This is a genomic window from Nostoc sp. DSM 114160 (assembly GCF_053470305.1).
This window is the reverse complement of the sequence record NZ_JBPFGO010000002.1, coordinates 1836498-1858333: the sequence shown is the minus strand read 5'-3', so window position 1 is coordinate 1858333 and position 21836 is coordinate 1836498. Positions and strand designations below refer to the sequence as shown.

The following is a 21836-nucleotide window of genomic DNA, read 5'->3' as shown; positions in this document are numbered from 1 at the left end:
ATAGCATCTTATAACCAGGAGGGTAGTCTAATCTTTTTAGAAGAAAATCCAGATATTATTCCTATCATTAAAAATCAGAACGTGCGAACTCTGGCTACAGATAATCCAGAACTGTACGAAAATATTAGACAACGTTTACTCAGACGTGCAAAATTTCAAGTTAATTTTGCTAAATCTCGCCTAAATCGGCTCTCCCGTGAGTTAGCTTCTTTACCAGCAGATGCAATCCCCACGTTAACCCAAACAGTTTTTCAATATCTAAATCTAGAAACAATACAAAAAATTGAAGCAACTACCCCCACAAATGAACAAACATCTTTAGAAGTGTTAATCAAATTTTTTGAATTTGAGCGATTAATCAAAAATTGAATTGGGGGCTGAGAATTGTGAGGATTATGGACTTTTATTCAAAAATTCTGAATTCTGATTCCTGTCAGCGCAGCGGGGCATAGCCCATTCTGAATTCTTCTCTATAACTACCTTTAAGGAAATTGCTATGTTAATGTTGCTTTTCTACATTATTAATATTAATATGCTTAATAATTTGTCCTATAATTGCCATTGTGTTTGGTTTGTATTTTAGTAAGCCCATAGTTCAAAAGCTGAGTGAATTAGTAAAAATTTCTCAGCATATAGCTAATAGTAATTCCACCGCACAGATAAAATCATCAGATAAACAAGATGAAATCGATAAACTACAAACTGCTTTTTCTATACAAGACTTACGCAACTATTAAAAAAGCAAGTCGCTCAAAAAAGTTTCGTCTGCGAACTGTTCTGATTGTTCCATTTATTATTCCCATTATTGCGTCAACTGGCTTGGTGGGGTGGTTCTCTTTCCGCAATGGACAGCAGGCGATCGATGACCTGGCAATTCAGTTGAATGGTGAAATTAGTGCCCGCATTAAGCAACACGTTTTGGACTATTTGAATAAATCTTATAATGTTCTGAAACTCACCGATGCGGGTATCCAAAGTGGCAATTTAAAGCTTGATGACTTTGAAGGATTGCAACGCTATTTCTGGCAGGTAGTGCGACAGGGTGACTTAGAGAGCTATCTGTCTTTTGGGAACGAACAGGGCGAGTTTGTTGGTGTGGAACATCGAGAGGATGGCACAATTCAACTCAAAATTCGCACCAAAGCTACTGAGCCGATGCGCGAAATCTACTTGCTGGACGATCGCGGCGATCGACAAAAGCGGTTGAAATCGGCGAAGTACGATACCACCTTCCGCCCCTGGTATAGAGCCGCCGTGCAAGCTCGTAAACCTACGTGGAGTCCAGTTTATCCATTCTTTTCCCGTGAGAATACGTCTTTGGGGATTTCTCCAGTCCGTCCTGTCTACGACTCGAACGGCAAGCTGCTGGGGGTTTTGAGCGTTAACATCACCTTGATGCGAATCACAAACTTCCTGAAACAGCTTTACATTAGTCCCCACGGACAGAGCTTTATCATGGAGCCGTCGGGACATTTGGTCGTCAGTTCAACCATTCCGGAGCCATTCAAGGTTAAAGGTGGCGAAAGAGACGATCGCCAAATTGAGCGAATGCCAGCCGCTGATAGTCAAAATGCCACAGTGACTGCTACTGCCCGATATTTACGCCAGCATTTCGGCCTGTTTGAGGCCATTAAGAGCAGTCAACACCTAAAGTTTCAAATTAACGGTGTGTGGCACTACGTTCAGGTCATACCAATTCAGGATGGTCGAGGTATTAACTGGCTAGCGGTGGTGGTTGTTCCTGAAAATGATTTTATGGCACGGATTAATGCCAATACTCGTACCACCATTCTGCTGTGCGTACTGACATCTGCGGCGGCAACTGCGATCGGTCTTCTTACGTCTCGTTGGATCAGCCACCAAATTTTCAAACTTAACACAGCGTCTCAAGAGATTGCCAGTGGAAATCTCGAACAACACGTTGAAGTCAACGGCATCATCGAGATTGAGAAGCTGGCTGATTCGTTTAAACCGCATGGCATTTCAACTCCAGGAATCCTTCGAGAGATTGGAAACTCAGAAGAATTCCTTTGCCCGGTTCTTTCCCCCCGAATATCTCAAGTTTCTCAACAAGCACGGGGTAACAGACATCGAACTGGGCGATCACGTCAGCAAAGAGATGGCAGTCATGTTCTCGGATATTCGCTCCTTTACAACCCTATCCGAGAAGATGACTCCCAAAGAGAATTTCGATTTTGTCAATGCTTACCTGCGACGGGTTTCTCCAGAAATTCGCGCCCATGATGGCTTTGTAGTGAAGTTCTTGGGTGATGGCATGATGGCAGTCTTTCCTAATGGTGTGGATGATGCCGTTGCCGCAGGGGTTGATAAATTCAAACGGGTACAGAAATACAACCGGAAACGAGAATCTCAAGGCTACTTGCCAATTGATGTGGGCATGGGTATCCACGTTGGACACATGATGGTGGGCATGATAGGGGAACACAACCGGATTCAAGGGGATGCGTTCTCTGATAATGTGAATCTGACTGCTCGTTTGGAAGGATTGACAAAGTTCTATGGTGTTTCATTACTAATTTCTGAAGAGGGTCTTGGAGCGATTGAGCAACCCAGAGCAGTACAAAATTCGCTTTTTGGATCGAGCGATCGTTAAGGGTAGAACTGAAGCGATCGCGGTTTACGAAGTGCTCGATGCCGAAACAGAAGCAATCCGAAAACTAAAACTTGACACCTTGCAAACCTTTGAGCGGGGACTTCAACACTACTGTCGGGGCAACTTTACTGACGCCAAAGCCTGTTTTGAACAGGTACTTGCAGTGAACTCTCTCGATAAGACTGCCAAACTCTATCTAGAACGAGTCCAAGAATTGCTGCTAGAAGGTACTCCAGCCAATTGGAATGGCGTATGGGCATTTACACAGAAGTAAAATTCGTTCAATTTATAGCAGTCGCCAAGGCGACTCTTGACTCTCGCCAAATACTGAAACGCTGACTGGTCAATCTTTTCCCTTGTACCTTGTGCCTTCTGCCTTTTCCTATAGCTCCTTCCATGACAAGTTCAACTTATCTACCCACTACATTTGCAGATGCGATCGCCTGCGTCCAACAATTTGCCTTGTGTAGAGAAATAATTCGGTTCAACAATTTCTTACTCTCGGAGCTTGAACCTATCGTTGCCTACCAAATAATTCGATTGAACAATTTAAGCGCACTCTCTACATAAGCCTTAATTGTCAGCAAAAAACTTGTACACGAATTATTCCTCCACAAAAAATACTACTCTACAGTGACACTTTTAGCAAGATTCCTTGGCTGATCGACATCTAAACCGCGACGGGCGGCAATATGATAAGCCAATAATTGCAGTGGAACTACTGTCAGAATCGGAGAAAGCAATTCATCTACATGAGAGACAGGGAGTAAATCGTTAAAGATTTCCGCAGCTTCGCCATCGTTGACGGGGGTAACACCAATTAACCGAGAATCTCTGGCTTTGGCTTCTTGGGCATTAGAAATAACCTTTTCGTAAACACTACCAGGAATTGCGATCGCAACTACTGGTACTTTCGCATCTAAAAGTGCGATCGGGCCATGTTTCATCTCTCCAGCTGGATACCCTTCTGCGTGAATATAGCTGATTTCTTTTAATTTCAACGCCCCTTCTAAAGCAATGGGAAAGTTAATTCCTCTACCCACAAAAATAAAATCTTTAGTTTCGGCAAATTCGTGGGCTAGCTGTTCGGTTAAACTTTCCTGATTTGCCAAAGTCGCCTCAATTTCTTTGGGAATCTGTCGCAACCCATTAATAATTTGATCTAGTGTATCTTTTGAAACTGTCTGACGACGAGCTGCTAAATCCAATGCTAAAGCATAAAATGCCATCAGTTGAGCGGTAAAAGTTTTCGTCGCTGCTACCCCCAATTTCAATTCCTGCTAGGGTACTAATAATATGCGGTACTAGATGACCAAGACTACTTTCGGGGCGATTCGTAATGCCCAATAGTCGCGCTTGATATTTGGGTTCTTTCCCTTGGCGACGTTCTTTTTCCATCGTCAAAGCTGCTAGGGTATCGGCTGTTTCACCTGATTGGGTAACGCCAACGATTAAGGTGTTAGCCGTCACGGGTGATGGTGCATAGCGATACTCAGAAGCATAATGTACTTGAGTTGAAATTCCTGCTAGTTGTTCGAGTAAATATTTTCCGATTAATGCTGCGTGCCAACTGGTACCACAGGCGACGATCTGAATTTGTTCTAAATCGGTATATAAATCTTCAGATAAACCAAGATTGATTGGGGATTCGGTAGATTCGGCTGGATTGAAGTATGCGTCTAAACTAGCTCTTACTACTCCTGGTTGCTCATGAATTTCTTTGAGCATGAAGTGTTTGAATCCCTGCTTTTCTACCATTGCAGGATTGAAGTTGAGCAGCCGGGGTTGTTTTTTCAGCCTGTCGCCAGCAAAATTGTAAATCTCAACGCCCAAAGGTGTGAGGCGGGCAATTTCGCCATTTTCCAGAGGTAGCACTGCACGGGTGTAAGCAACGATCGCAGGTGTATCAGAGGCACAAAATAACTCCCCTTGACCAAAACCAATTACTAAAGGTGCTTGTTGGCGAACAACAATCAATTCATCGGGGAAATCAGCAGAAATAACTGCAAGTGCAAACGCCCCGCGCAAGTGGTTAACGGCTTGGCGAACTGCCTCAAGGAAGGGAGATGAGGGGGGAAGATTCTTTAAGAATTCGGCTATCAGATGGGGAATGACTTCGGTATCGGTTTCAGAACGAAATTCGTGTCCTTTGGCTTTGAGTTCCTCGCGTAACTCGCGGTAGTTTTCGATAATGCCATTTTGCACCACCGCCACTCGTTTTGCCGTATCCAAATGGGGATGGGCATTATACTCTTCTGGTTTGCCATGAGTTGCCCAGCGTGTATGACCAATACCAATTTGGGCAGGGGTTTCTATTTGTTCCAATTTAGAACGCAGGTTATGGAGTTTACCTTTTGCCCGCACACAATTTACCTCACCTTCCCAAACAGTGGCGATTCCAGCCGAATCGTAGCCTCTGTACTCTAGTTTCTCCAGTCCAGCTAGTAAAATGTCTGTCGCTGCTTGAGTGCCTATATATCCAACAATTCCGCACATTCTTCACACCACTTTTTTTCAGGATGATTAAATCCAGTATAGTAGGTAGCATAAAGTGGACGTTTTGCAAAGAAAAAGGGAGTAAAATACTCCCTCTACCACTAGTAGTACGCCTTGGCAACGCAAGCGGGGTAAAGGGTAAGGGGGAAAGGGGAAAGGTTTTTTATCCTTTACGCTTTTCCCTTTAACCTTTACCCAACCTCCACCTAACATTTTTAGGTTGGCAGACTACTAGGTATCGTTATGGATTTTAGGTTTTTTTACAGCGGATTCTCCGTCAGCTTTTGACCTGACGGTACAAATACAACTTCTAGGATTTAGATACCCAGAGATTATATCCCCAATCTAAAATTGCGATTTCATGAAGAGTGCTGAGTTCCGAGTTCCGAGTTCCGAGTGAAGAATCAAAAAATTGTATTTGTGATTTACTTCTTTTTATCTCAGCACTTAGCACTCAGCACTCAGCACTCCGCTCGGCACTCAGCTTTTTAGTAAGCTAGACCCATACTGCGAGTTGTTTCAGCGCCCAGGTAAACCCGGATGCTCAAAAAGTCGGTGGGACAAGCAGTTTCGCAACGCTTACAGCCCACGCAGTCTTCTGTACGGGGTGAAGAGGCAATTTGAGCAGCTTTACAGCCATCCCAAGGAACCATCTCAAGTACATCAGTAGGGCAAGCGCGGACGCATTGGGTGCAGCCAATGCAGGTATCGTAGATTTTTACGGTATGAGACATTGAAAAAACGGCTCCTTTCGAGTGTTCTTCTCTGCGAAAGAATCATAATCAACGCATAGTCTACCGCAGTGGTTGATAGGCCGTAATCAAAAGGCTACATAACTTTAAACAATGTAATAAGCACCGTTAAAATTTGCTTTTGCGAGATTGTCCCTATTGACTGATAATCAGCAACATCATTAGAGCGTATTTCCCCTATTGCATTACCAGAATTTGGTGAAAACGTAAAGATATATGAAACAAAATTCAATCTATAAAGATTACATCGGAGTTATCTATGGTACTTATTGCTTAATAACTATGTACAGTCAAACAAACCAAATTTGTAACAAAATATTAATTATTATTTAAAGTTTCCAACTAACTGTATGCAGAATAATCTAATTTTGCGATCGCTAACCCGCCAAAACTAGGCGATCGCAGTCATAGTTTGCGTGATAATTGGCATAAAATATACTAATATTCTTAGTACAGTTGAGAATTAGAGGACTTCTATTTGATTTTTAAAATACACCTAAGATATGATTTTCCCACTAAATCCAGTTTTTGATGGGTAAAGCCTATCTTAATATTAATTCAAATTTTTCACAGCTCATTTAGGATTGCTATATATAGGTGGTTACTATGACTAAACTTCAAAATCAAATGATAGTTAAATATGGTGTTTTATTTTCTAAAGTTTTTAGGTATGTCAGATATTATCCTGAAGATATAATTCGTATATTTTGGTTTGCTGTTTTTATCGGATTATTCTATTTATCTAATTGGCGCTCACCAAATAATGAAGAATTTATTTATTTAGTATATGCATACTTTTTACTTTCTCCACTTTCAGAAGAAGAACTTTTATTTTACAAAGATAATCTTGACAAAGGTAATTTTTCCAAAATTCAGGTTATTCTCTCTTATTTAATGTTACCAATTGGCATTGAACAAAAACTTTTTTCTCGAACAGGCATAGAGGCACATCACTTAGCAAGGGTCAAACTCGTACAGGAAATATTGCCACAGGCTGAGTATATTCTCGATTTAGGAGGTTCTTGCCCTGGTTCGCCAGAAGGTGCGCTCATGGTAATGGGTTATCCGTACCATCCGCAACAGTTGGATATTGTTGATCTCCCACAGGAGGAAAGAATTTATAATCCGCAATCTGAGGAACATCCCCAGCAATTCATAACTCCAGATAATCTCACAAAAATTAATTATATCTATCGCTCAATGGCAGATTTATCTAATTTTTCAGAACATACCGTTGACCTTGTATGGTCAGGACAAAGCATTGAGCATGTAACAGAAGAAGAAGCCGAAAAAGTAATTCAAGAAGTATTTAGAGTTATCAAACCAGGTGGCTCATTTTGTTTAGATACGCCAAATCGTCAGCTGACAAAGCTTTTGGTACGTAGAGGATTTGTACATCCTGAACATAAGATTGAATATACACCTGATGAATTGATTGCAAAAATTCAAAAAGCTGGTTTTATTATTAAAAAAAAATTAGCTGTTTCTCCAATGCCCTATAGTTTAAAAACCAAAAGATTTAGCAAACTGGAATTGATGAACAGTATTAACTTTTCGGAAAATATAAACCAAGGTTTTTCTTTTTTCATCTATTGTAGTAAGCCAGAGAACTGATAAGATGTTCGCATTTTACTTGCATAATTAGGGTCGGCAAGACTTCAGTGTGAATTGTTTGGTATCAAACAGGCGATCGCACTCAGCAATTTTTTTGCGATCGCTCACCGATAAATTGTATATTTAACTTTTTAAGTCTGATAATTTCATTATTTATATTCCTATATATTAAAGAATTTCCGAAATTGCAAATTCATCATTGATAGCAGTAATTTGGGTTTGAATATTTGGCTCAGTAGCGGTTAATTGCAGTTGTTCATCTAAATTTTCAGTATCAGTAAAATTATCTTTTGCATACTCATTTTCTCGAATTTTACGAACAATACTTTCTAACAACCAAAGTTGTTCTTCCACAGACAAGGCAAGGATAGAGCGCTCAATTTCTAGTAAATTCGGTGAGATCATTTTACTTTTGATTCCTAGTTAGATGTATTTTTCAAAGATATTATATTCAGTCTATCTGGTTAACCTAGAGCATGGCTAATTCCCGATCGTTTTCCCCACGCTTATCATTTCACAAATCATCAGAGATTGCTATAAATAACTAGAAAGCCGTTTGATTACTTTTTAATTAAGTATTACTGCTGAAGCAAAATGTACGCTAAACTGACTACATGAATTACGAAACAGCTAGGAAACTCCTCATAGATCAGACAATCACAACCGAGGAAAACCCAGATGCGCTGTTAACGCGTATGAAACAGGGCAAACCGCCGGTACCCGGTCAGATCACTTCGATTTTGTTGGCATTGAAAGTGGTGTTTGAAGCCCTCAAAGATGCAAAGAGCGTAGACCGAGAACTGGCTTTAGCCCTTTATCAGTTAAGTATTAAGGCGCAACAGCTATTTGGCGCAGGGCGTAAAGCCGGGGTTGATTGGCCACCACTACTCAAAGAAGATTTACTACGAATTTCCTTAGCAGCTGAAAGTATCTTTTCGGGTATATGGCAAACCTTAGCGACTATGGAGTTGGGGAAGAGATGAGGGACAAGGGGACAAGGGGACAAGGGGACAAGGGGACAAGGGGACAAGGAAAATAATTCCTCACTCCTAACTCAGCACTCCTAACTCAACATTCAACACTCAGCACTCAGATAGATGCCTATTAACGAATTTGCAGCTCATTTTCTAACTTGTCTAGGTCAGTTTTGAGCAAAATGGTCATTTGACCCGTAAAAGCTTTGCCATTCTTGGGTTGGGCAACTTCCACCCAGTATACATAGCGATCGCCTACTCGTAATTCTCCCTTTAAAGCTTCCCGAATCGGAGTTTTGGCTAGACGCGCCGAATTAACTACCTTCTGGTTGGGATATTGATACACGACTTGGGCGCGATCGTAGTCTTGATAAATCTCCAAGCCATAAATTACCCGCAAGGATTCTTGGAGACGCGCAAATGTCATGCCGTTAATAGCATCATACATAGTGATGCGCTCAGTCCGAATTGTGCCCCGGTCTTTGGAAAACTCCACCCTACCAGGAGGCAATACTGACGCTTGAAAAGTGAATCGTTGGGCAGCAGTATCAGTCTTTTGCACAAATAATTGCTCCCCTCTCCTGGGGCGCAGTGTCGGATGTGCTTTAATCCAAGTGCCTACCTCTTCTGTACTTTGTCCTGGTAAAGCATTGGCTGGGGAATCAAAAAGCGTTCCCACACAGAGCCAGGGCACTAGAGAAACAGGCAAAATTAAACAGTTAAGTAAAGATTTTTTGAGCATTTTGCTGTTCGAGATTTTTATAGAAATTTCCCCATTTGGGATTAACCATAGTCTTCCCGTTTTTCAGCAAAATTACTTCAATGGATTGTAGCGATCGCGCATCGAAGCCTTTATCGATCGCTCAACTATAGGACTCATATTAATACTATTCGGTACTATTCGGTTAAGGTGAGAGACGCGATGAATCGCCGTCTCTACAATGATTAGTCGTTTTGTCTTGACGGCGATTTATCGTGTCTTTGCAATCGTTTATCTAAGCACTTCTCAAAGCCACAATCGGGTCGAGTTTAGCAGCACGACGTGCAGGAACAACGCCAAAGAATAAACCAATACCCCCAGAGACACCAACTGCCATAGTAATCGCTACAGGAGAAAGACTCGCTTCTAAAGGAGTCAAGGCTGCCACTAATAGGATGCCACTAATGCCAACCGCAGTCCCAACTAAGCCGCCAGCGGCAGAAACAATCACTGCTTCAATGATGAACTGTAGCAAAATATCTTGCTCAGTTGCCCCGATCGCTTTTCGCAATCCGATTTCTTGGGTGCGTTCGGTGACGGAGACTAGCATAATATTCATAATGCCAATGCCGCCGACAAACAAAGATATACCGGCGATCGCAGCTAGCATAATTGTCAATGCACCTGTAATTTGACCGACAGTTTGCAAAGCATCTTTCTGGGTGCGAAGAGTAAAGTCATCTTCACCATTAATTTTGTGTCTTAGACGCAGCAAATTAGTAATTTGAAATTCTGCTGCATCCACGCTATCGGAATCACGAGCGGCAGCAACGAGATAATCTAAGGCAATACCATAAGGAGAATTTTTGCCCACAAGTCGGTTTGCTGATGTGGTGATTGGGATTAAGGCAGCATCATCATAATCTGCTCCCACACTGGAACCTTTGGCTGTTAACGTCCCAATCACTTGAAAGCTGGTATTTCCAACTCGCAATTGCTGTCCTACAGGGTTACTATTACCGAATAGTTTTTCTGCCAAATCTCCACCCAGCACTACCACTTGGTTATTTCGCTTGATGTCTACCTCAGAAAAAAACCTGCCTTTATCAGTTTCAAAATCCCGCACAGATAGAAAACTAGGAGTTGTACCAATGATGTTGACATCGGTATTTCTGTTGCGGTATGTAATTACCTGTCTTCTGTTTAACTCTGGTGCAACTCCTACTACTGTTGGTACTTGAGAAGCGATCGCATCCGCATCTTGCAACACCAGAGTTTTTGGCACTTCAAAGGAGATTCGCTGAGTTTCTCGATTACCTGGCAGTACAAATAGCACATTTGGCCCTAGTGACTCCAGCTGTTTATTCACATACTTCTGCCCACCTTCGCCAATGCCAATCATGGCAATCACCGAGGCATTGCCAATAACTATACCCAGCATGGTGAGGGCACTACGCAGCTTATTCGATAGCAGAGTTTTCCCCGCCATATTCATGCTTTCAAGGAAATTCATATCTTATATAATTACGAATTACTCTGTTCTTTAGCCTTCTCAATTTTGTAATCTTTGGGTGGGTTAACAAAAATGCGATCGCCTTCTTTAACTCCGCCTAAAATCTGAGTTTGGTCTTGAATTTGTGCCCCAACCGTAACTTCGCGGAACTGGGGTTTATTTTTTGCATCGGGAACGAGTACGCCAGTTTTACCCTTTTCGGTGACAATTGACACCGTTGGTAATACTAAAGCATTATTAACGCGATCGCCTAAAAAAGTCAGATCCACATTTAAGCCAGAACGCAGTTTATCTATGCCAGTATCGATAGCAACCCGCACCTGAAAGGATGTCACACCTTGTTCCACCACTGCTTCGGGAGCAATCAGGCGCACATGACCCTTTAAAAACTCGATCGGGATAGGCATCAGCGACAATTTCTACCTGCTGTCCCTGTTTTATTCTGCCAAGATCGGCTTCGGGAACTTGAGCTAATATTTCTAAACCCCTTGCTACAGCAACAATTGAACTAGAAGTTGCCGACGCACTAGTAGAAGCAGAAGTTGTGGGTGTGACAAATGCACCTGGTTCGGCATACTTTTGGGTAACAATTCCCGACAGAGGAGCGCGAATAATAGTATCTTCTAACTGCACTTGTACGCCTTTTAATTGAGCCTCAGCAGATGCAACAGCGGCTTGACGCTGGACAATTTCTTCAGAACGGGTTCCATCTTCTAACAGTACCAATGCTGCCCGTGCTTCATTAACAGCAGCTTGGCGTTGGTCGATTTCTTCACTGCGAGTCCCACTTTGGACTAAGGAAAATCGTTTTTTCGCTTCTTCTAAATTGGCTCTAGCACTTTTGTCGTCGCTGATGGCTTGATCGAGTAATTGTTTTTTCTCTGCTCCTTCTTTATATAGATATTGGTAACGCTTTACCTGTTCGCTGGTGTAATTCACCCTTGCTTGAGCCGCATCTACTTGGGATTGAGATTGAGCAATTTCTTGGGGACGATTACCAGCCTTAGCTGCGGCTAATTGAGCTTGAGCTTGTGCTAATCGGGCCCTTGCTTGAGCGATTTCTTGAGGACGACTACCAGCAAGGGCTTGGGCTAGCTGTGCTTGACTTTGGGCTAAGTTAGCACGGTATTGACTCCTTTGAGCCTCAATACTGGCACTATCCATGCGGGCGAGAATTTGCCCTTGTTGAATGCGATCGCCTTGTTCCACGTATAATTGCGACAGCACTCCGGGATTCTTCGGACTAATATTTACGCTCTGAACTGGCACGACTTTGCCACTAGCTGTAATCCGCAACGTCACGTTTTGGGCTGCAACTGGCACAGTTAGTTGAGCAATATCTTCTTTGTTTGTCCCTTGGTTTACCAAGGTGTAAGTTGTTATAGTACCCACAACCAAAGCACTCCCCGCTATCAGCCCAATCAGCCAGCGCGATGGATGCTTAACTTTGCCAATAACTGGAATTTCTATGTGCGTAGCCATATTTATAGAAGCCTGTAAATCTTGCTGTATAAAAATATTTTTTAGTTAGAGCAGAAGTGGAGAGTACGGAGTTGTTAAAGCTTTAGGATTAAATTTTTATAAGTTAACTAACAACTAGACGCATAATCAGCTTCACAGTTGCTTAATCTTACTTCATACTAGGCATTCGTATTTCTGTATGTCTTCACCTGAAAGGGTGACTTTAGCCACAGCATATTCATGCAATCTGGAACTATTCGTGAGAAACAAGATTCCCGACTTTTTTGAGAAACTGGGAATCTACGGCGGGCAATTCTTACAAATCAGATAGGATTGCTGTAGTGCGATCGCACTTTAGTTGTGTATCCTTTGCTTTTTCCCTACGCAAAGCAGTTTGTAATTATTGCTGAAATTGGGTTAACAACCAAGCACCAACTTGACTTTGATTTATTTGACGAGTTCGCCCTAATGCATCGTTTAATAAAGAAATAGCTAATCCTGGTAATACCTGAGATTCTGTAATCCGCCTACTACCTTGGTTTTCAATAGCAAAAGCCATAACTTGGACATTTTGGACATTTAAAATCCAGTATTCTTTCACTTCTAAATCTTCGTATAAAAGTCGTTTTTCACCTCGATCGTCAGCAAGTGAGGTATTAGCCACTTCAATAACTAAATCTGGTGGTGAATATATATCTAAATTGATGATAGAAGTGCCGTAAGGAATGACATCAGCATTTTCACCAATATAGTAAGATAAGACACATCAGGTTGAGCTTCCTTAAAGCCTGTTTTCCGATATGTACAGTTATCCTTGCCATTTAAAGCAATGCCTTTGATGCTGGCAAACAAGTTAACAGCAAAGAGAATAATTGCATGGTCGCTGGCATGGTTATTCACGATTGCGTAGATTTCAATCCTCATCTGTCCATTGTGATAATAGCCCTTGGCTTTTTCGTAGGCAGGATTTTCAATTATTTGGATATATTCATCCCAAGTTACTGCTATCCAGGTATCGGTTGCTAGTTGGGTCTGTAATTCGCTCATAATATTGCGAAAGAGGAACTTTAACAACGATCGTACAAGTTTAATTTTCCAACACTAAGCTGACAGCAAAGCTTTAACTGCCTCCTGCTATATATTAGGCCTGCAATTAATTACAAGGCTAATATAGTAGAAGTTATTAGTTATCGAACAGAATTCAGGAGTCAGTCGTCATAATTCAGTTGGGTATTCTGTATGACTGGCGGATGAATAATCAGCGTTTTTACACCCCCACCAAATTTTCAATTTGGTGGTGCGACAAAACAGTTGCGGGTCTGAATCCCCACTGAAAGATTGCTGAATTCTGAATTCTGTATTCTGTATTCTTCTTCAATTCACTTTTTTAAAACTACATTGAAAGAATTTAAATACCCAGTAATGGTTTTAGCTAATGTCTTCTGCTGTTTTTTGGTAGTGATTGCCATTACTTGATATAGTCTTCCTTCGGCAACATACATTCTACTTATAGTAACTTTCCCTCCAGAATTGATGTATTCAATTTCTTTGCCGGGATGATTATTGTAACTACGAATGTTTCGTTGACTAATTAAATTACTTTTCGTAGTCTTTAAAGCCATATCCCGTGCATTATTAAGAACAACTTGAGGATCGGCCATTTGACCGTAACTATAAGGGAAATCATTGTAAGCAACTATGTATGCTACTTGCTGTTTTGGTGGTTGAGCGACAAATATTTCTAGGTTAATTTCCCCCATGTAAGTTTTTTGGGATTCGGTGTTTCTGCTGGGGCTTCCCGGCATCAAAATCGTAAAACGTCCATCTGGAGCGGTGAATAACTTCCATTGTGGCTGCACGGGTTGAGAAACCTTTGGTTTGACAACAGCTACCGGAGATTTGGGTTGACGCGCTTCCACAAGAACAGAGCCACCACAAACAATGGTGGCGGCTATTAGTGGTAACAGACTTTTAACTGTCATATTTTTTGCCCTTTGAGATGCCGATCTCACTGATGATGCCAGCTGTTATAACCTAGCAGCACATAAAGCAGCACCAATTAGGCCGACTTGCGAGTTGAGGATAATATACACGGGTATCTCTTCGAGGAGGCGGCGCATTCTACCTTTTTGGGTGAAATTTAATAAGAAACCGTTATTTTGAATTAAGGGCAGAATTTTGGGCGCAATTCCACCAGCGATGTATAAGCCACCGTAAGGTAGGAGTTTCAGGGCGAGATTACCGGCTTCTGCACCGTAAGCTTCTACAAATAATTGCAAAGTTTGTTCCGAGAGGCGATCGCGTTTTTCTAGTGCAGCTGTACCAATGACAGCACCAGGATCGACACTTTTCTCTTCTTGTCCGGCTTCTTGTTCCCAAGTTCTAACGATTTGGGCAATATCTGGTGATTCTGTGGCAAATTTGCGATCGCGCAGAAATTGGTAAATTGCCACAATTCCCATTCCAGAAACCACGCGTTCTACAGAAACGCGCTGGATATCATGTTTACCTAGCAGGTATTTCAACAGTTGAAACTCGATCTCGTTCCGAGGGGCAAAGTCAGCGTGTCCACCTTCTGAAGAAAAAACTTGATAGTGGTTCCCCTGCTTAATTAAAAATCCTTGCCCTAAGCCAGTACCAGCACCAATAATTCCAATAGGGGTTTCGGGTTGAGGTTTGCCAACTTGTAACGTCAGCAAGTCTTCTTTTTGTAAACCTGAAATGCCATAGCCAACGGCGGCGAAGTCATTAATCAAAGAAATATGCGGGATACCCAATTCCTCTTGTAGACGTTCGGTATCCAGGAACCAGGCTAAATTGGTCAGTTTAGCAGTATTTTTGACAATGGGGCCGGCGATCGCAAAACAAGCCTTTTCTGGTGTAGGTGTATTAGCTTTGACCAAAAACTCCTGCACTATCGGTACTAAATCAGGAAAATCGGCACTGTGGTAACTTTCCTGATAAATAGTATGTAAAGCTGGTGAGTCTGATTTTTCAACCAATTGCAGAATCGTTTTCGTACCGCCGATGTCTCCTGCTAGTAACAAAGTCATAGAATTTATTGGTGAATTAAATTACTTTTTTTGTAAGATATACTCAACCTAGCAGAAGTCATGAACACAAATCTCTATCAGAGGTTTAAGCAAATCGAATAACTTCTTCTATGTGGGTTAAATGGGAAGTATCTCCCGTTAGTTCCAATAACCATTCTGGATCTTGGCGTACCACTTTTACCAGAGAACACAAAGAAGCTTTGACTTCTGTTTTGGCAATTTCCCCTACTAGCCCCATTGCTCCGCCCAATACAGATGCACCATGTGCTACAAGCAGGATATCTTCTGGGTAGAACTCAGTAGCTAAACATCTAGCAGTTTGTCCAGAACGTTCTCGCACTTTTTCGTGAGTTTCAGGATAATTGGCAGCGATGCGCGAGGTGTAGCTGCTGTCAATTCTAGGGAATAACTCTGCTAATGCTGGAGTTGAGAGTCTTTTGGGTTCTTCTGTCATCCAAACTGGATTTAGCCATTCACTCAAGCCTGTTTCGAGTTTAATCGGCAAGTCGAGCATTTCTGCAACTGCATTTGCCGTTTGTACGGTTCGCAGAAAAGGAGAAGCGAAAATATGGCCAATATTTTCTTTTTTCAATCGTTTAGCTAACTGCTGTGCCTGCACCATACCATCATTAGACAAGGGTGGATCGTAGCGTCGTTCGGCGGTAAGAAACCAATCGGGGTTTACGAAGTCGAGGCGGTTAGCGTGTCTTGCTATCCAGACTATTTGACTCATGGGTTTAATTATTCCGATGAATAGAATTCGCCGCTAAACAAATATATAGATATCTGCAAGGACGGCTGCAAATATTAATATAGGACAAAAATCGTAATAATATTTAATAATACTAATGATTAGGCAAAGTTATCATTGCTGTCAATGTAGCTTTTCTTAAAGCCTTGTTCGCCACTTTTCTAAAGCTACATCAACAATAAGTAAGGGACAAAACTTTAAATACCTTCAGCTTCAGATTGTCATCTCAAAATAAGCGAACGTACAGTAAGTATTAGTTACTTTGGAGAAGCCAGCCATCCCAAGGGTTTCTCCAGTTTCGGCTGAACGAATCGCACCTCATGTTTTGCTTAAAACCACAACCAGCTACACGATTGATACCAAAACCATTCAAATTTGAACAACCAAAATCATCCCCAGTCAACCCCTTAGACAGTTAAAAAACCGCAAGCCGAGTTATTGGTTCTCTGTGGGTACTGATTGCCAAGCAAGGCGATGTTTCCAGTGCGATGTAAAATTAAGTTGAATTGCTTGCTTAAAGTCCTCCAAAGCTGCTGAAAACGCTTTCTCTTTTTGCTCACCTTGGTTGTTCAACTGTTTAGGGCATTGTGGATTCCATACATATTTTTGACAAGTTTGATGGGCAATTTCTACATCGCTACCATTTTCAGGATTTTGAAAGACTGGATGATAATTTAACCTGTTGCAGCAAACTTGCAACCACTCTTGCCACCCACAACGCCACAAGCGCACTGTTCCATCAAGACTACCACTAGCAATCAGTTTACCATCAGGGCTAAAAGCTGCGGAATTTACCCAATAATCATGCCCGCGCCAAGGTTGAGTTATTGGGTTGCCTTGAATATCCCACAAGCGCACTGTAGAATCATTGCTGGCACTGACAATCAACTTACCATCAGGACTAAAGGCAACAGAATTCACTTCTTTTTCATGCCCGCGCCAAGGTTGACCGATAGGATTGCCTTGAATATCCCACAAGCGCACTGTAGAATCATTGCTGGCACTGACAATCAACTTACCATCAGGACTAAAGGCAACAGAATTCACTTCTTTTTCATGTCCGCGCCAAGGTTGACCGATAGGATTGCCTTGAATATCCCACAAGCGCACTGTAGAATCATTGCTGGCACTGACAATCAACTTACCATCAGGACTAAAAGCGACAGAATTCACTTCTTTTTCATGTCCGCGCCAAGGTTGACCGATAGGATTGCCTTGAATATCCCACAAGCGCACTGTAGAATCATTGCTGGCACTGACAATCAACTTACCATCAGGACTAAAAGCGACAGAATTCACTTCTTTTTCATGTCCGCGCCAAGGTTGACCGATAGGATTGCCTTGAATATCCCACAAGCGCACTGTAGAATCATTGCTGGCACTGACAATCAACTTACCATCTGGGCTAAAGGCGACAGAATTCACTTCTTTTTCATGTCCGCGCCAAGGTTGACCAATAGAATTGCCGTCAATATCCCACAAGCGCACTGTCGAATCATTGCTGGCACTGACAATCCAGTTACCATCAGGACTAAAGGCAACAGAATTGACCCAATTTTCATATTTGCGCTGCGATCGCCCGATGACCCGTTCTTGTAGTATTTGATCTAACTCCCACAAACGCACAGTTTTATCGCTACCACTGACAATCAGCTTGCCATCGGGACTAAAGGCTAGGGAATTAACCTGTTCTTCATGTCCGCGCCAAGGTTGAGTGATGGAGTTGCCGTCAATATCCCACAAGCGGATTGTGCGATCGCAGCTACCGCTAACAATAAACTTACCATCAGGGCTAAACGCTACAGAATTTACACGCCCTTCATGCCCGCGCCAAGGTTGACCGATGGGATTACCTTGGATGTCCCACAACCGCACTGTAGAATCACTACTACCACTGACAATAAACTTGCGATCGGGGCTAAAGGCAACGCAAATAATTTTTGCCTCATGTTTGTGCCAGGGTTGAGTAATGGCGTTACCTTGTAAATCCCACAAACACACCATTCCGTCAAAACCAACACTGATAATGGAATTGCCATTTATACTAAAGGCGACAGAAATAACTCCTTCCTTGTGTCCGCGCCAAGGTTGAGTAATGGCGTTACCTTCTAAATCCCACAAACAAACTGTTCCGTCAAAACCAACACTGACAATAGAACCGCCATTTGAGCTAAAGGCAACGGCAATAACTCCTTCCTCATGTCCCTGCCACGGTAGAGTAATCAGATTACCTTGTAGATTCCATAAACACAAAATTCCGTCAATACTGCCACTGACAATAAACTTGCCATCAGGACTAAAGGCTAGACAATTAACCTCTTGCTCGTGTCCCAGCAAAAATTGAGCAGTAGGATTGCCCGTGATATCCCACAAGCACACCGTAGAATCGCTACTGCCACTGGCAATAAACTTACCATCAGGACTAAAAGCTAGACAATTAACCTCTTGCTCGTGTCCGCGCAAGCTATTTGCTTCTGTAGGCGTGTTTGTTGCTTCCTTTAAGCTTCCCAAAACAGAAGCTAGAAGCTGGTTTGGGTATTTCTCTAGATTCTCACCCATTGTTTGAATTGCCAGCACCAAGCCCTCTAGCGGTTGAACGGGAAGTAAATTTAAAACCCTGGCGGATTGTTCGCGCAGTTTTAATTCAGTCAATGCAAGGTTTAACTTTTGAATCTCTTGTTCCTTTTCTTTCAAATGGCGATCGTGCCATTCAACAGTAGGATTAATAAATTGATGAGCTTGTTCGCTGAAATAACTAAATATTTGCTCTTTTATTTCTTGATAAGTCTTTGTTTTCAGAATCAAGTTTTGAATATTTTCGCTTTTCCACAGTACATCTAGAGTGTATTGCAGCAGTGGTAAAGAATCACCTTGTTGGTGAAAATCATCAATAATTTGCTCAATTAGTCCTGGTTCAAAGGTCACGCCATGTCTCGCAGCAGGTTCGGCGATCGCTAACTTTAATTCTTCATCGCTCATTCTAGTGAGTATACAACTATAGCGATCGTGGATCTTCGCAAGTTGCGGATACTCGCTAAATCTATCCAAAAAATCAGAGCGCATTGTTAAAACAATTTTGACAGAGCTATCCTGCTGCTGGAGCAATTGAAAGAGACTAGCAACAAATTTGTCGCGTTCTGGCTTTTGAGTCTTCGTAAACAGTTCTTCAAATCGGTCAATAAAAATTAGAACGCACTCATAATCTTGTTTGAGTATTGTGACAATTTGAATTAAGGTATTTTCTTTGATTTCTCCTGCAATATCTGCTATTTGTGATTTTTTACCATAAGTAAAAGCAAGACACTTATAAAGAGATTTAAAAGGATTTTCATTTGGTTGAAAAGTTATATTAAATAATGAATTTTTATGATATCCTAAATCAGGAATTAAACCTGCCAAAATTAATGATGATTTCCCACTGTATGCTGCTCCTAAAAGCAAGAGTGTATTATCTTTTTTTAGGCGATCGCTAATCTCAGCAATCCACTTTCCCCGACCAAAAAATTTGTCTTTATCTTTAATTTCAAAAGTTTTTAGTCCTAAGTAAGGAGAGTCTATTTTGAGTGGACGACGATGAATGTCCTCAGACTGACTGTCATAAAAAAAGTTGTATTCAGAAATACCTTGGATATGACATCCAATATTTATATCGCTTTCAGAACTGTTAACCATCTTATCTCCTTACCTTTGGACACCCCTGGCTAAATCTTTCCCTCAGTTATAGTTCCTCGGCTAATCTTTGTAAGTAACTCAACAAAATTAATTACACATTCTCTTGCGAAGCTTTCCCTGTCGCCACCCTATAGGATCGCAAGTCGAATTACCCCCCTTAATCCCCCCTTGCAAAGGGGGGAAACCGGAAAATCTAGTTCCCTCCCCTTTACAAGGGGAGGGTTAGGGTGGGGTAAAACCAGCTTTATTCAGCGAAATTACTTAAGTCAAATTTAAAAAATTGTAGTAACTTTATCCTAAAACGCCGGAAATGACAAACGAGATGGAACTTTTTGATCATCTACACCTTGCTATGTTTAGCGGCAAAGGTGGAGTCGGAAAAACAACAATCTCCTGCACCTTTGCATATCGTTGGGCGCAGCAATTTGTCAACGAGCAAATTCTTTTAATCTCAACCGATCCGGCTCACTCTCTTGGAGATGTCTTACAAGTTAGCGTTGATGACATTCCTCGTCCCATAGCGGAACTACCCAATCTACTGGTAAGGGCGTTGGATGCAAAACGTCTGCTACAAGATTTTAAAGAACGTTATGGTCAGGTTTTAGAACTTTTAGTAGAGCGCGGTAGTTTTGTTGAAGGCGAAGATTTACTTCCAGTTTGGGATTTAAATTGGCCTGGACTGGACGAGTTGATGGGTTTGTTAGAGATCCAACGCCTTCTCAACGAACAGCAGGTAGATCGAGTCGTAGTGGATATGGCTCCTAGCGGTCATACTCTCAACTTGTTTGGCTTGATGGATTTTTTAGACACTTTCCTTCACTCTCTGGAACTGTTTCAAGAAAAGCATCGGTATATTAGCAAGACCTTTGCGGGAAGTTACAAACCCGATCGCGCTGACGATTTTTTGCATACCCTAAAAGCTGAACTATCGCAAGGTCGTCGTCTGCTTCAAGATCCTAAGCATACAGCTTGTTTGTTAGTTGCGATCGCCGAACCAATGAGTTGGTTGGAGTCAAAACGATTCCTAGAAGCCTTACAAACCATGCAGATGCCTTGCGGAGGATTGTTTGTCAACCAAGTTCTTAGCAGTGCCACTGACCCAGATCGTTACCAAGAACAACAACCGCTGATCGGTCAGTATACGGATCTTGCTAACGGAAAGCCGATTTTTATTGTGCCACAGCAAGATGAGGAGCCTTTAGGGATTCTAGCCCTCAGCCATCTGATCGACCAAATCCATATTCCTGAGCTTGAACCGCTATTTCCTATCAATCTACTCCCAGTTCAATGGCCTGAAACAATTCCTCCTAGCTTTGGAGATTTTCTCACCCAAGGTCGCCGCCTGTTACTAATTGGCGGTAAAGGTGGAGTAGGCAAGACTACAGTAGCAGCTGCGATTGGTTGGGCGATGGCTCAACGACATCGCGATCGCAAAATTCGCATGGTTTCTATCGATCCAGCGCACTCCTTGGGCGATGCCTTTGGTCTGAGTTTAGGGCACGAACCATATCAAATAACTGCTAATCTTCGAGGGTCAGGAAGTAGATAGCGATCGCCTTCTGGAGCAATTCAGAGCCGATTACCTGTGGGAACTGGCCGAAATGATGAGTGGCGAAACCCAAACAAGCGAAGCTATTGAAATGGCATACTCTCCTGTTGCTTGGCGCAAAATTGTCGAGCAAGCTTTACCGGGGATTGATGAAATGCTTTCCCTGTTAACAGTAATGGAATTGCTAGAGCAACAAGAAGAAGACTTAATTATTTTAGACACAGCTCCTACAGGACATCTTCTGCGTTTTCTAGAAATGCCAACTGCACTAGCAGACTGGCTAGCTTGGATTTTCAAACTCTGGATCAAGTATCAGAATGTCCTTGGTCGTACAGAGTTTATGGGGCGTTTACGAACTTTGCGACAGCGCGTAGTCAAAGCCCAAAAAGTGCTAAAAGACCCACAACAAGCAGAGTTCATTGGCGTTACACTTAACCAGGCTAGCGTACTTGCCGAACAACAACGCCTATTCAAATCTCTGCAAGAAATAGGTGTAAGCCAGAATTACCTTGTTCTAAACCGCTTTACTTCTACAGCGATCGTTAATTGCGATTTTCCAGGTTTGACAATGGTTCGCTTACCAGTGCTTCCTCGCTCAGTTCAGCCTTTAGAACGCATTCAAGCAGCAGCCCGCTGTTTATTTTAAGTGCTAATTAGACTAAATACTTTCATACCCAAAGAGAAATT

The 21836-nt window shown here is 42.1% G+C and carries 17 protein-coding genes and 3 pseudogenes; 8 read left to right on the top strand and 12 right to left on the bottom strand.

Annotated features, from left to right (window positions below; genetic code table 11):
* The 4 genes and pseudogenes from NSTCB13_RS25320 to NSTCB13_RS25305 form a co-directional block, all read left to right on the top strand.
* Positions 1 to 369, top strand: a pseudogene (locus NSTCB13_RS25320) (hypothetical protein); the annotation flags it as partial.
* Positions 370 to 681: 312 nt separating this feature from the next.
* Entirely contained in the window at positions 682 to 2244 is a 1563-nt protein-coding gene (locus NSTCB13_RS25315) for a HAMP domain-containing protein (RefSeq protein ID WP_448274174.1), read from the top strand.
* Entirely contained in the window at positions 2171 to 2614 is a 444-nt protein-coding gene (locus NSTCB13_RS25310; protein WP_448274173.1) for an adenylate/guanylate cyclase domain-containing protein, read from the top strand. The genes NSTCB13_RS25315 and NSTCB13_RS25310 overlap by 74 nt, the downstream gene beginning before the upstream one ends.
* Positions 2562 to 2888 carry a hypothetical protein gene (locus NSTCB13_RS25305; protein WP_448274172.1) on the top strand — a complete coding sequence of 109 codons (327 nt, stop codon included), beginning with the start codon at positions 2562 to 2564 and terminating at the stop codon, positions 2886 to 2888. Before NSTCB13_RS25310 ends, NSTCB13_RS25305 begins: the two co-directional genes overlap by 53 nt.
* Positions 2889 to 3237: 349 nt before the next feature.
* Here NSTCB13_RS25305 and glmS read toward each other — a convergent pair.
* Together glmS and psaC are read right to left on the bottom strand one after the other, a co-directional pair.
* Positions 3238 to 5110: pseudogene (gene glmS / locus NSTCB13_RS25300) on the bottom strand (glutamine--fructose-6-phosphate transaminase (isomerizing)).
* A 488-nt stretch (positions 5111 to 5598) separates the two neighbouring features.
* Positions 5599 to 5844, bottom strand: coding sequence for a photosystem I iron-sulfur center protein PsaC (gene psaC, locus NSTCB13_RS25295; protein ID WP_012411495.1), 246 nt, complete (start codon positions 5842 to 5844; stop codon positions 5599 to 5601).
* Positions 5845 to 6468: 624 nt separating this feature from the next.
* Between psaC and NSTCB13_RS25290 the strand changes: the two genes are divergently transcribed.
* A complete protein-coding gene (locus NSTCB13_RS25290; RefSeq protein ID WP_445630222.1) occupies positions 6469 to 7476 on the top strand; it encodes a methyltransferase domain-containing protein in 1008 nt (335 codons plus the stop codon).
* Positions 7477 to 7644: 168 nt separating this feature from the next.
* Here the strand turns inward: NSTCB13_RS25290 and NSTCB13_RS25285 are convergent, their stop codons facing one another.
* Positions 7645 to 7881 carry a hypothetical protein gene (locus NSTCB13_RS25285; RefSeq protein WP_448268220.1) on the bottom strand — a complete coding sequence of 79 codons (237 nt, stop codon included), beginning with the start codon at positions 7879 to 7881 and terminating at the stop codon, positions 7645 to 7647.
* 209 nt (positions 7882 to 8090) lie between these two features.
* Here NSTCB13_RS25285 and NSTCB13_RS25280 point away from each other — a divergent pair, with 209 nt between their 5' ends.
* Positions 8091 to 8459 carry a Dethiobiotin synthetase gene (locus tag NSTCB13_RS25280; RefSeq protein WP_322713264.1) on the top strand — a complete coding sequence of 123 codons (369 nt, stop codon included), beginning with the start codon at positions 8091 to 8093 and terminating at the stop codon, positions 8457 to 8459.
* Between the two features lie 121 nt (positions 8460 to 8580).
* Here the strand turns inward: NSTCB13_RS25280 and NSTCB13_RS25275 are convergent, their stop codons facing one another.
* From NSTCB13_RS25275 to NSTCB13_RS25235, 9 genes and pseudogenes are all read right to left on the bottom strand, one after another.
* Positions 8581 to 9192 carry a hypothetical protein gene (locus NSTCB13_RS25275; RefSeq protein WP_448274171.1) on the bottom strand — a complete coding sequence of 204 codons (612 nt, stop codon included), beginning with the start codon at positions 9190 to 9192 and terminating at the stop codon, positions 8581 to 8583.
* Between the two features lie 253 nt (positions 9193 to 9445).
* Positions 9446 to 10663 (bottom strand): ABC transporter permease, encoded by a 1218-nt coding sequence (locus NSTCB13_RS25270; RefSeq protein WP_448274170.1) that lies wholly within the window; start codon positions 10661 to 10663, stop codon positions 9446 to 9448.
* 11 nt (positions 10664 to 10674) lie between these two features.
* A pseudogene (locus tag NSTCB13_RS25265) lies at positions 10675 to 12145 on the bottom strand (efflux RND transporter periplasmic adaptor subunit).
* Between the two features lie 379 nt (positions 12146 to 12524).
* Positions 12525 to 12788, bottom strand: coding sequence for a Uma2 family endonuclease (locus NSTCB13_RS25260; RefSeq protein ID WP_448274169.1), 264 nt, complete (start codon positions 12786 to 12788; stop codon positions 12525 to 12527).
* Between the two features lie 32 nt (positions 12789 to 12820).
* On the bottom strand, positions 12821 to 13171 hold the full coding sequence (locus tag NSTCB13_RS25255) for a hypothetical protein (protein ID WP_448274168.1): 351 nt from the start codon (positions 13169 to 13171) through the stop codon (positions 12821 to 12823).
* 332 nt (positions 13172 to 13503) lie between these two features.
* Positions 13504 to 14106, bottom strand: a complete 603-nt coding sequence (locus tag NSTCB13_RS25250; RefSeq protein ID WP_448274167.1) for a hypothetical protein — start codon at positions 14104 to 14106, stop codon at positions 13504 to 13506.
* 45 nt (positions 14107 to 14151) lie between these two features.
* Positions 14152 to 15177 carry a glucokinase gene (locus tag NSTCB13_RS25245; RefSeq protein WP_448274166.1) on the bottom strand — a complete coding sequence of 342 codons (1026 nt, stop codon included), beginning with the start codon at positions 15175 to 15177 and terminating at the stop codon, positions 14152 to 14154.
* 85 nt (positions 15178 to 15262) lie between these two features.
* Entirely contained in the window at positions 15263 to 15910 is a 648-nt protein-coding gene (locus NSTCB13_RS25240; protein WP_448274165.1) for a histidine phosphatase family protein, read from the bottom strand.
* A 453-nt stretch (positions 15911 to 16363) separates the two neighbouring features.
* Positions 16364 to 19600, bottom strand: coding sequence for a WD40 repeat domain-containing protein (locus tag NSTCB13_RS25235; RefSeq protein ID WP_448274164.1), 3237 nt, complete (start codon positions 19598 to 19600; stop codon positions 16364 to 16366).
* A 310-nt stretch (positions 19601 to 19910) separates the two neighbouring features.
* Here NSTCB13_RS25235 and NSTCB13_RS25230 point away from each other — a divergent pair, with 310 nt between their 5' ends.
* Positions 19911 to 21149, top strand: a complete 1239-nt coding sequence (locus tag NSTCB13_RS25230) for a TRC40/GET3/ArsA family transport-energizing ATPase (RefSeq protein ID WP_448274163.1) — start codon at positions 19911 to 19913, stop codon at positions 21147 to 21149.
* Positions 21150 to 21201: 52 nt separating this feature from the next.
* Positions 21202 to 21795, top strand: coding sequence for an ArsA family ATPase (locus NSTCB13_RS25225; RefSeq protein ID WP_448274162.1), 594 nt, complete (start codon positions 21202 to 21204; stop codon positions 21793 to 21795).
* Positions 21796 to 21836: the final 41 nt, after the last annotated feature.

What these genes read in the sequence shown, in the direction of transcription:
- NSTCB13_RS25245 (WP_448274166.1), bottom strand. Translation starts at nt 15,177, where the DNA reads ATGACTTTGTTACTAGCAGGAGACATCGGCGGTACGAAAACGATTCTG.
- NSTCB13_RS25225 (WP_448274162.1), top strand. Translation starts at nt 21,202, where the DNA reads ATGATGAGTGGCGAAACCCAAACAAGCGAAGCTATTGAAATGGCATAC.
- NSTCB13_RS25315 (WP_448274174.1), top strand. Translation starts at nt 682, where the DNA reads ATGAAATCGATAAACTACAAACTGCTTTTTCTATACAAGACTTACGCA.
- NSTCB13_RS25240 (WP_448274165.1), bottom strand. Translation starts at nt 15,910, where the DNA reads ATGAGTCAAATAGTCTGGATAGCAAGACACGCTAACCGCCTCGACTTC.
- NSTCB13_RS25275 (WP_448274171.1), bottom strand. Translation starts at nt 9,192, where the DNA reads ATGCTCAAAAAATCTTTACTTAACTGTTTAATTTTGCCTGTTTCTCTA.
- NSTCB13_RS25310 (WP_448274173.1), top strand. Translation starts at nt 2,171, where the DNA reads ATGACTCCCAAAGAGAATTTCGATTTTGTCAATGCTTACCTGCGACGG.
- NSTCB13_RS25255 (WP_448274168.1), bottom strand. Translation starts at nt 13,171, where the DNA reads ATGAGCGAATTACAGACCCAACTAGCAACCGATACCTGGATAGCAGTA.
- psaC (WP_012411495.1), bottom strand. Translation starts at nt 5,844, where the DNA reads ATGTCTCATACCGTAAAAATCTACGATACCTGCATTGGCTGCACCCAA.
- NSTCB13_RS25285 (WP_448268220.1), bottom strand. Translation starts at nt 7,881, where the DNA reads ATGATCTCACCGAATTTACTAGAAATTGAGCGCTCTATCCTTGCCTTG.
- NSTCB13_RS25280 (WP_322713264.1), top strand. Translation starts at nt 8,091, where the DNA reads ATGAATTACGAAACAGCTAGGAAACTCCTCATAGATCAGACAATCACA.
- NSTCB13_RS25250 (WP_448274167.1), bottom strand. Translation starts at nt 14,106, where the DNA reads ATGACAGTTAAAAGTCTGTTACCACTAATAGCCGCCACCATTGTTTGT.
- NSTCB13_RS25235 (WP_448274164.1), bottom strand. Translation starts at nt 19,600, where the DNA reads ATGGTTAACAGTTCTGAAAGCGATATAAATATTGGATGTCATATCCAA.
- NSTCB13_RS25230 (WP_448274163.1), top strand. Translation starts at nt 19,911, where the DNA reads ATGACAAACGAGATGGAACTTTTTGATCATCTACACCTTGCTATGTTT.
- NSTCB13_RS25270 (WP_448274170.1), bottom strand. Translation starts at nt 10,663, where the DNA reads ATGAATTTCCTTGAAAGCATGAATATGGCGGGGAAAACTCTGCTATCG.
- NSTCB13_RS25290 (WP_445630222.1), top strand. Translation starts at nt 6,469, where the DNA reads ATGACTAAACTTCAAAATCAAATGATAGTTAAATATGGTGTTTTATTT.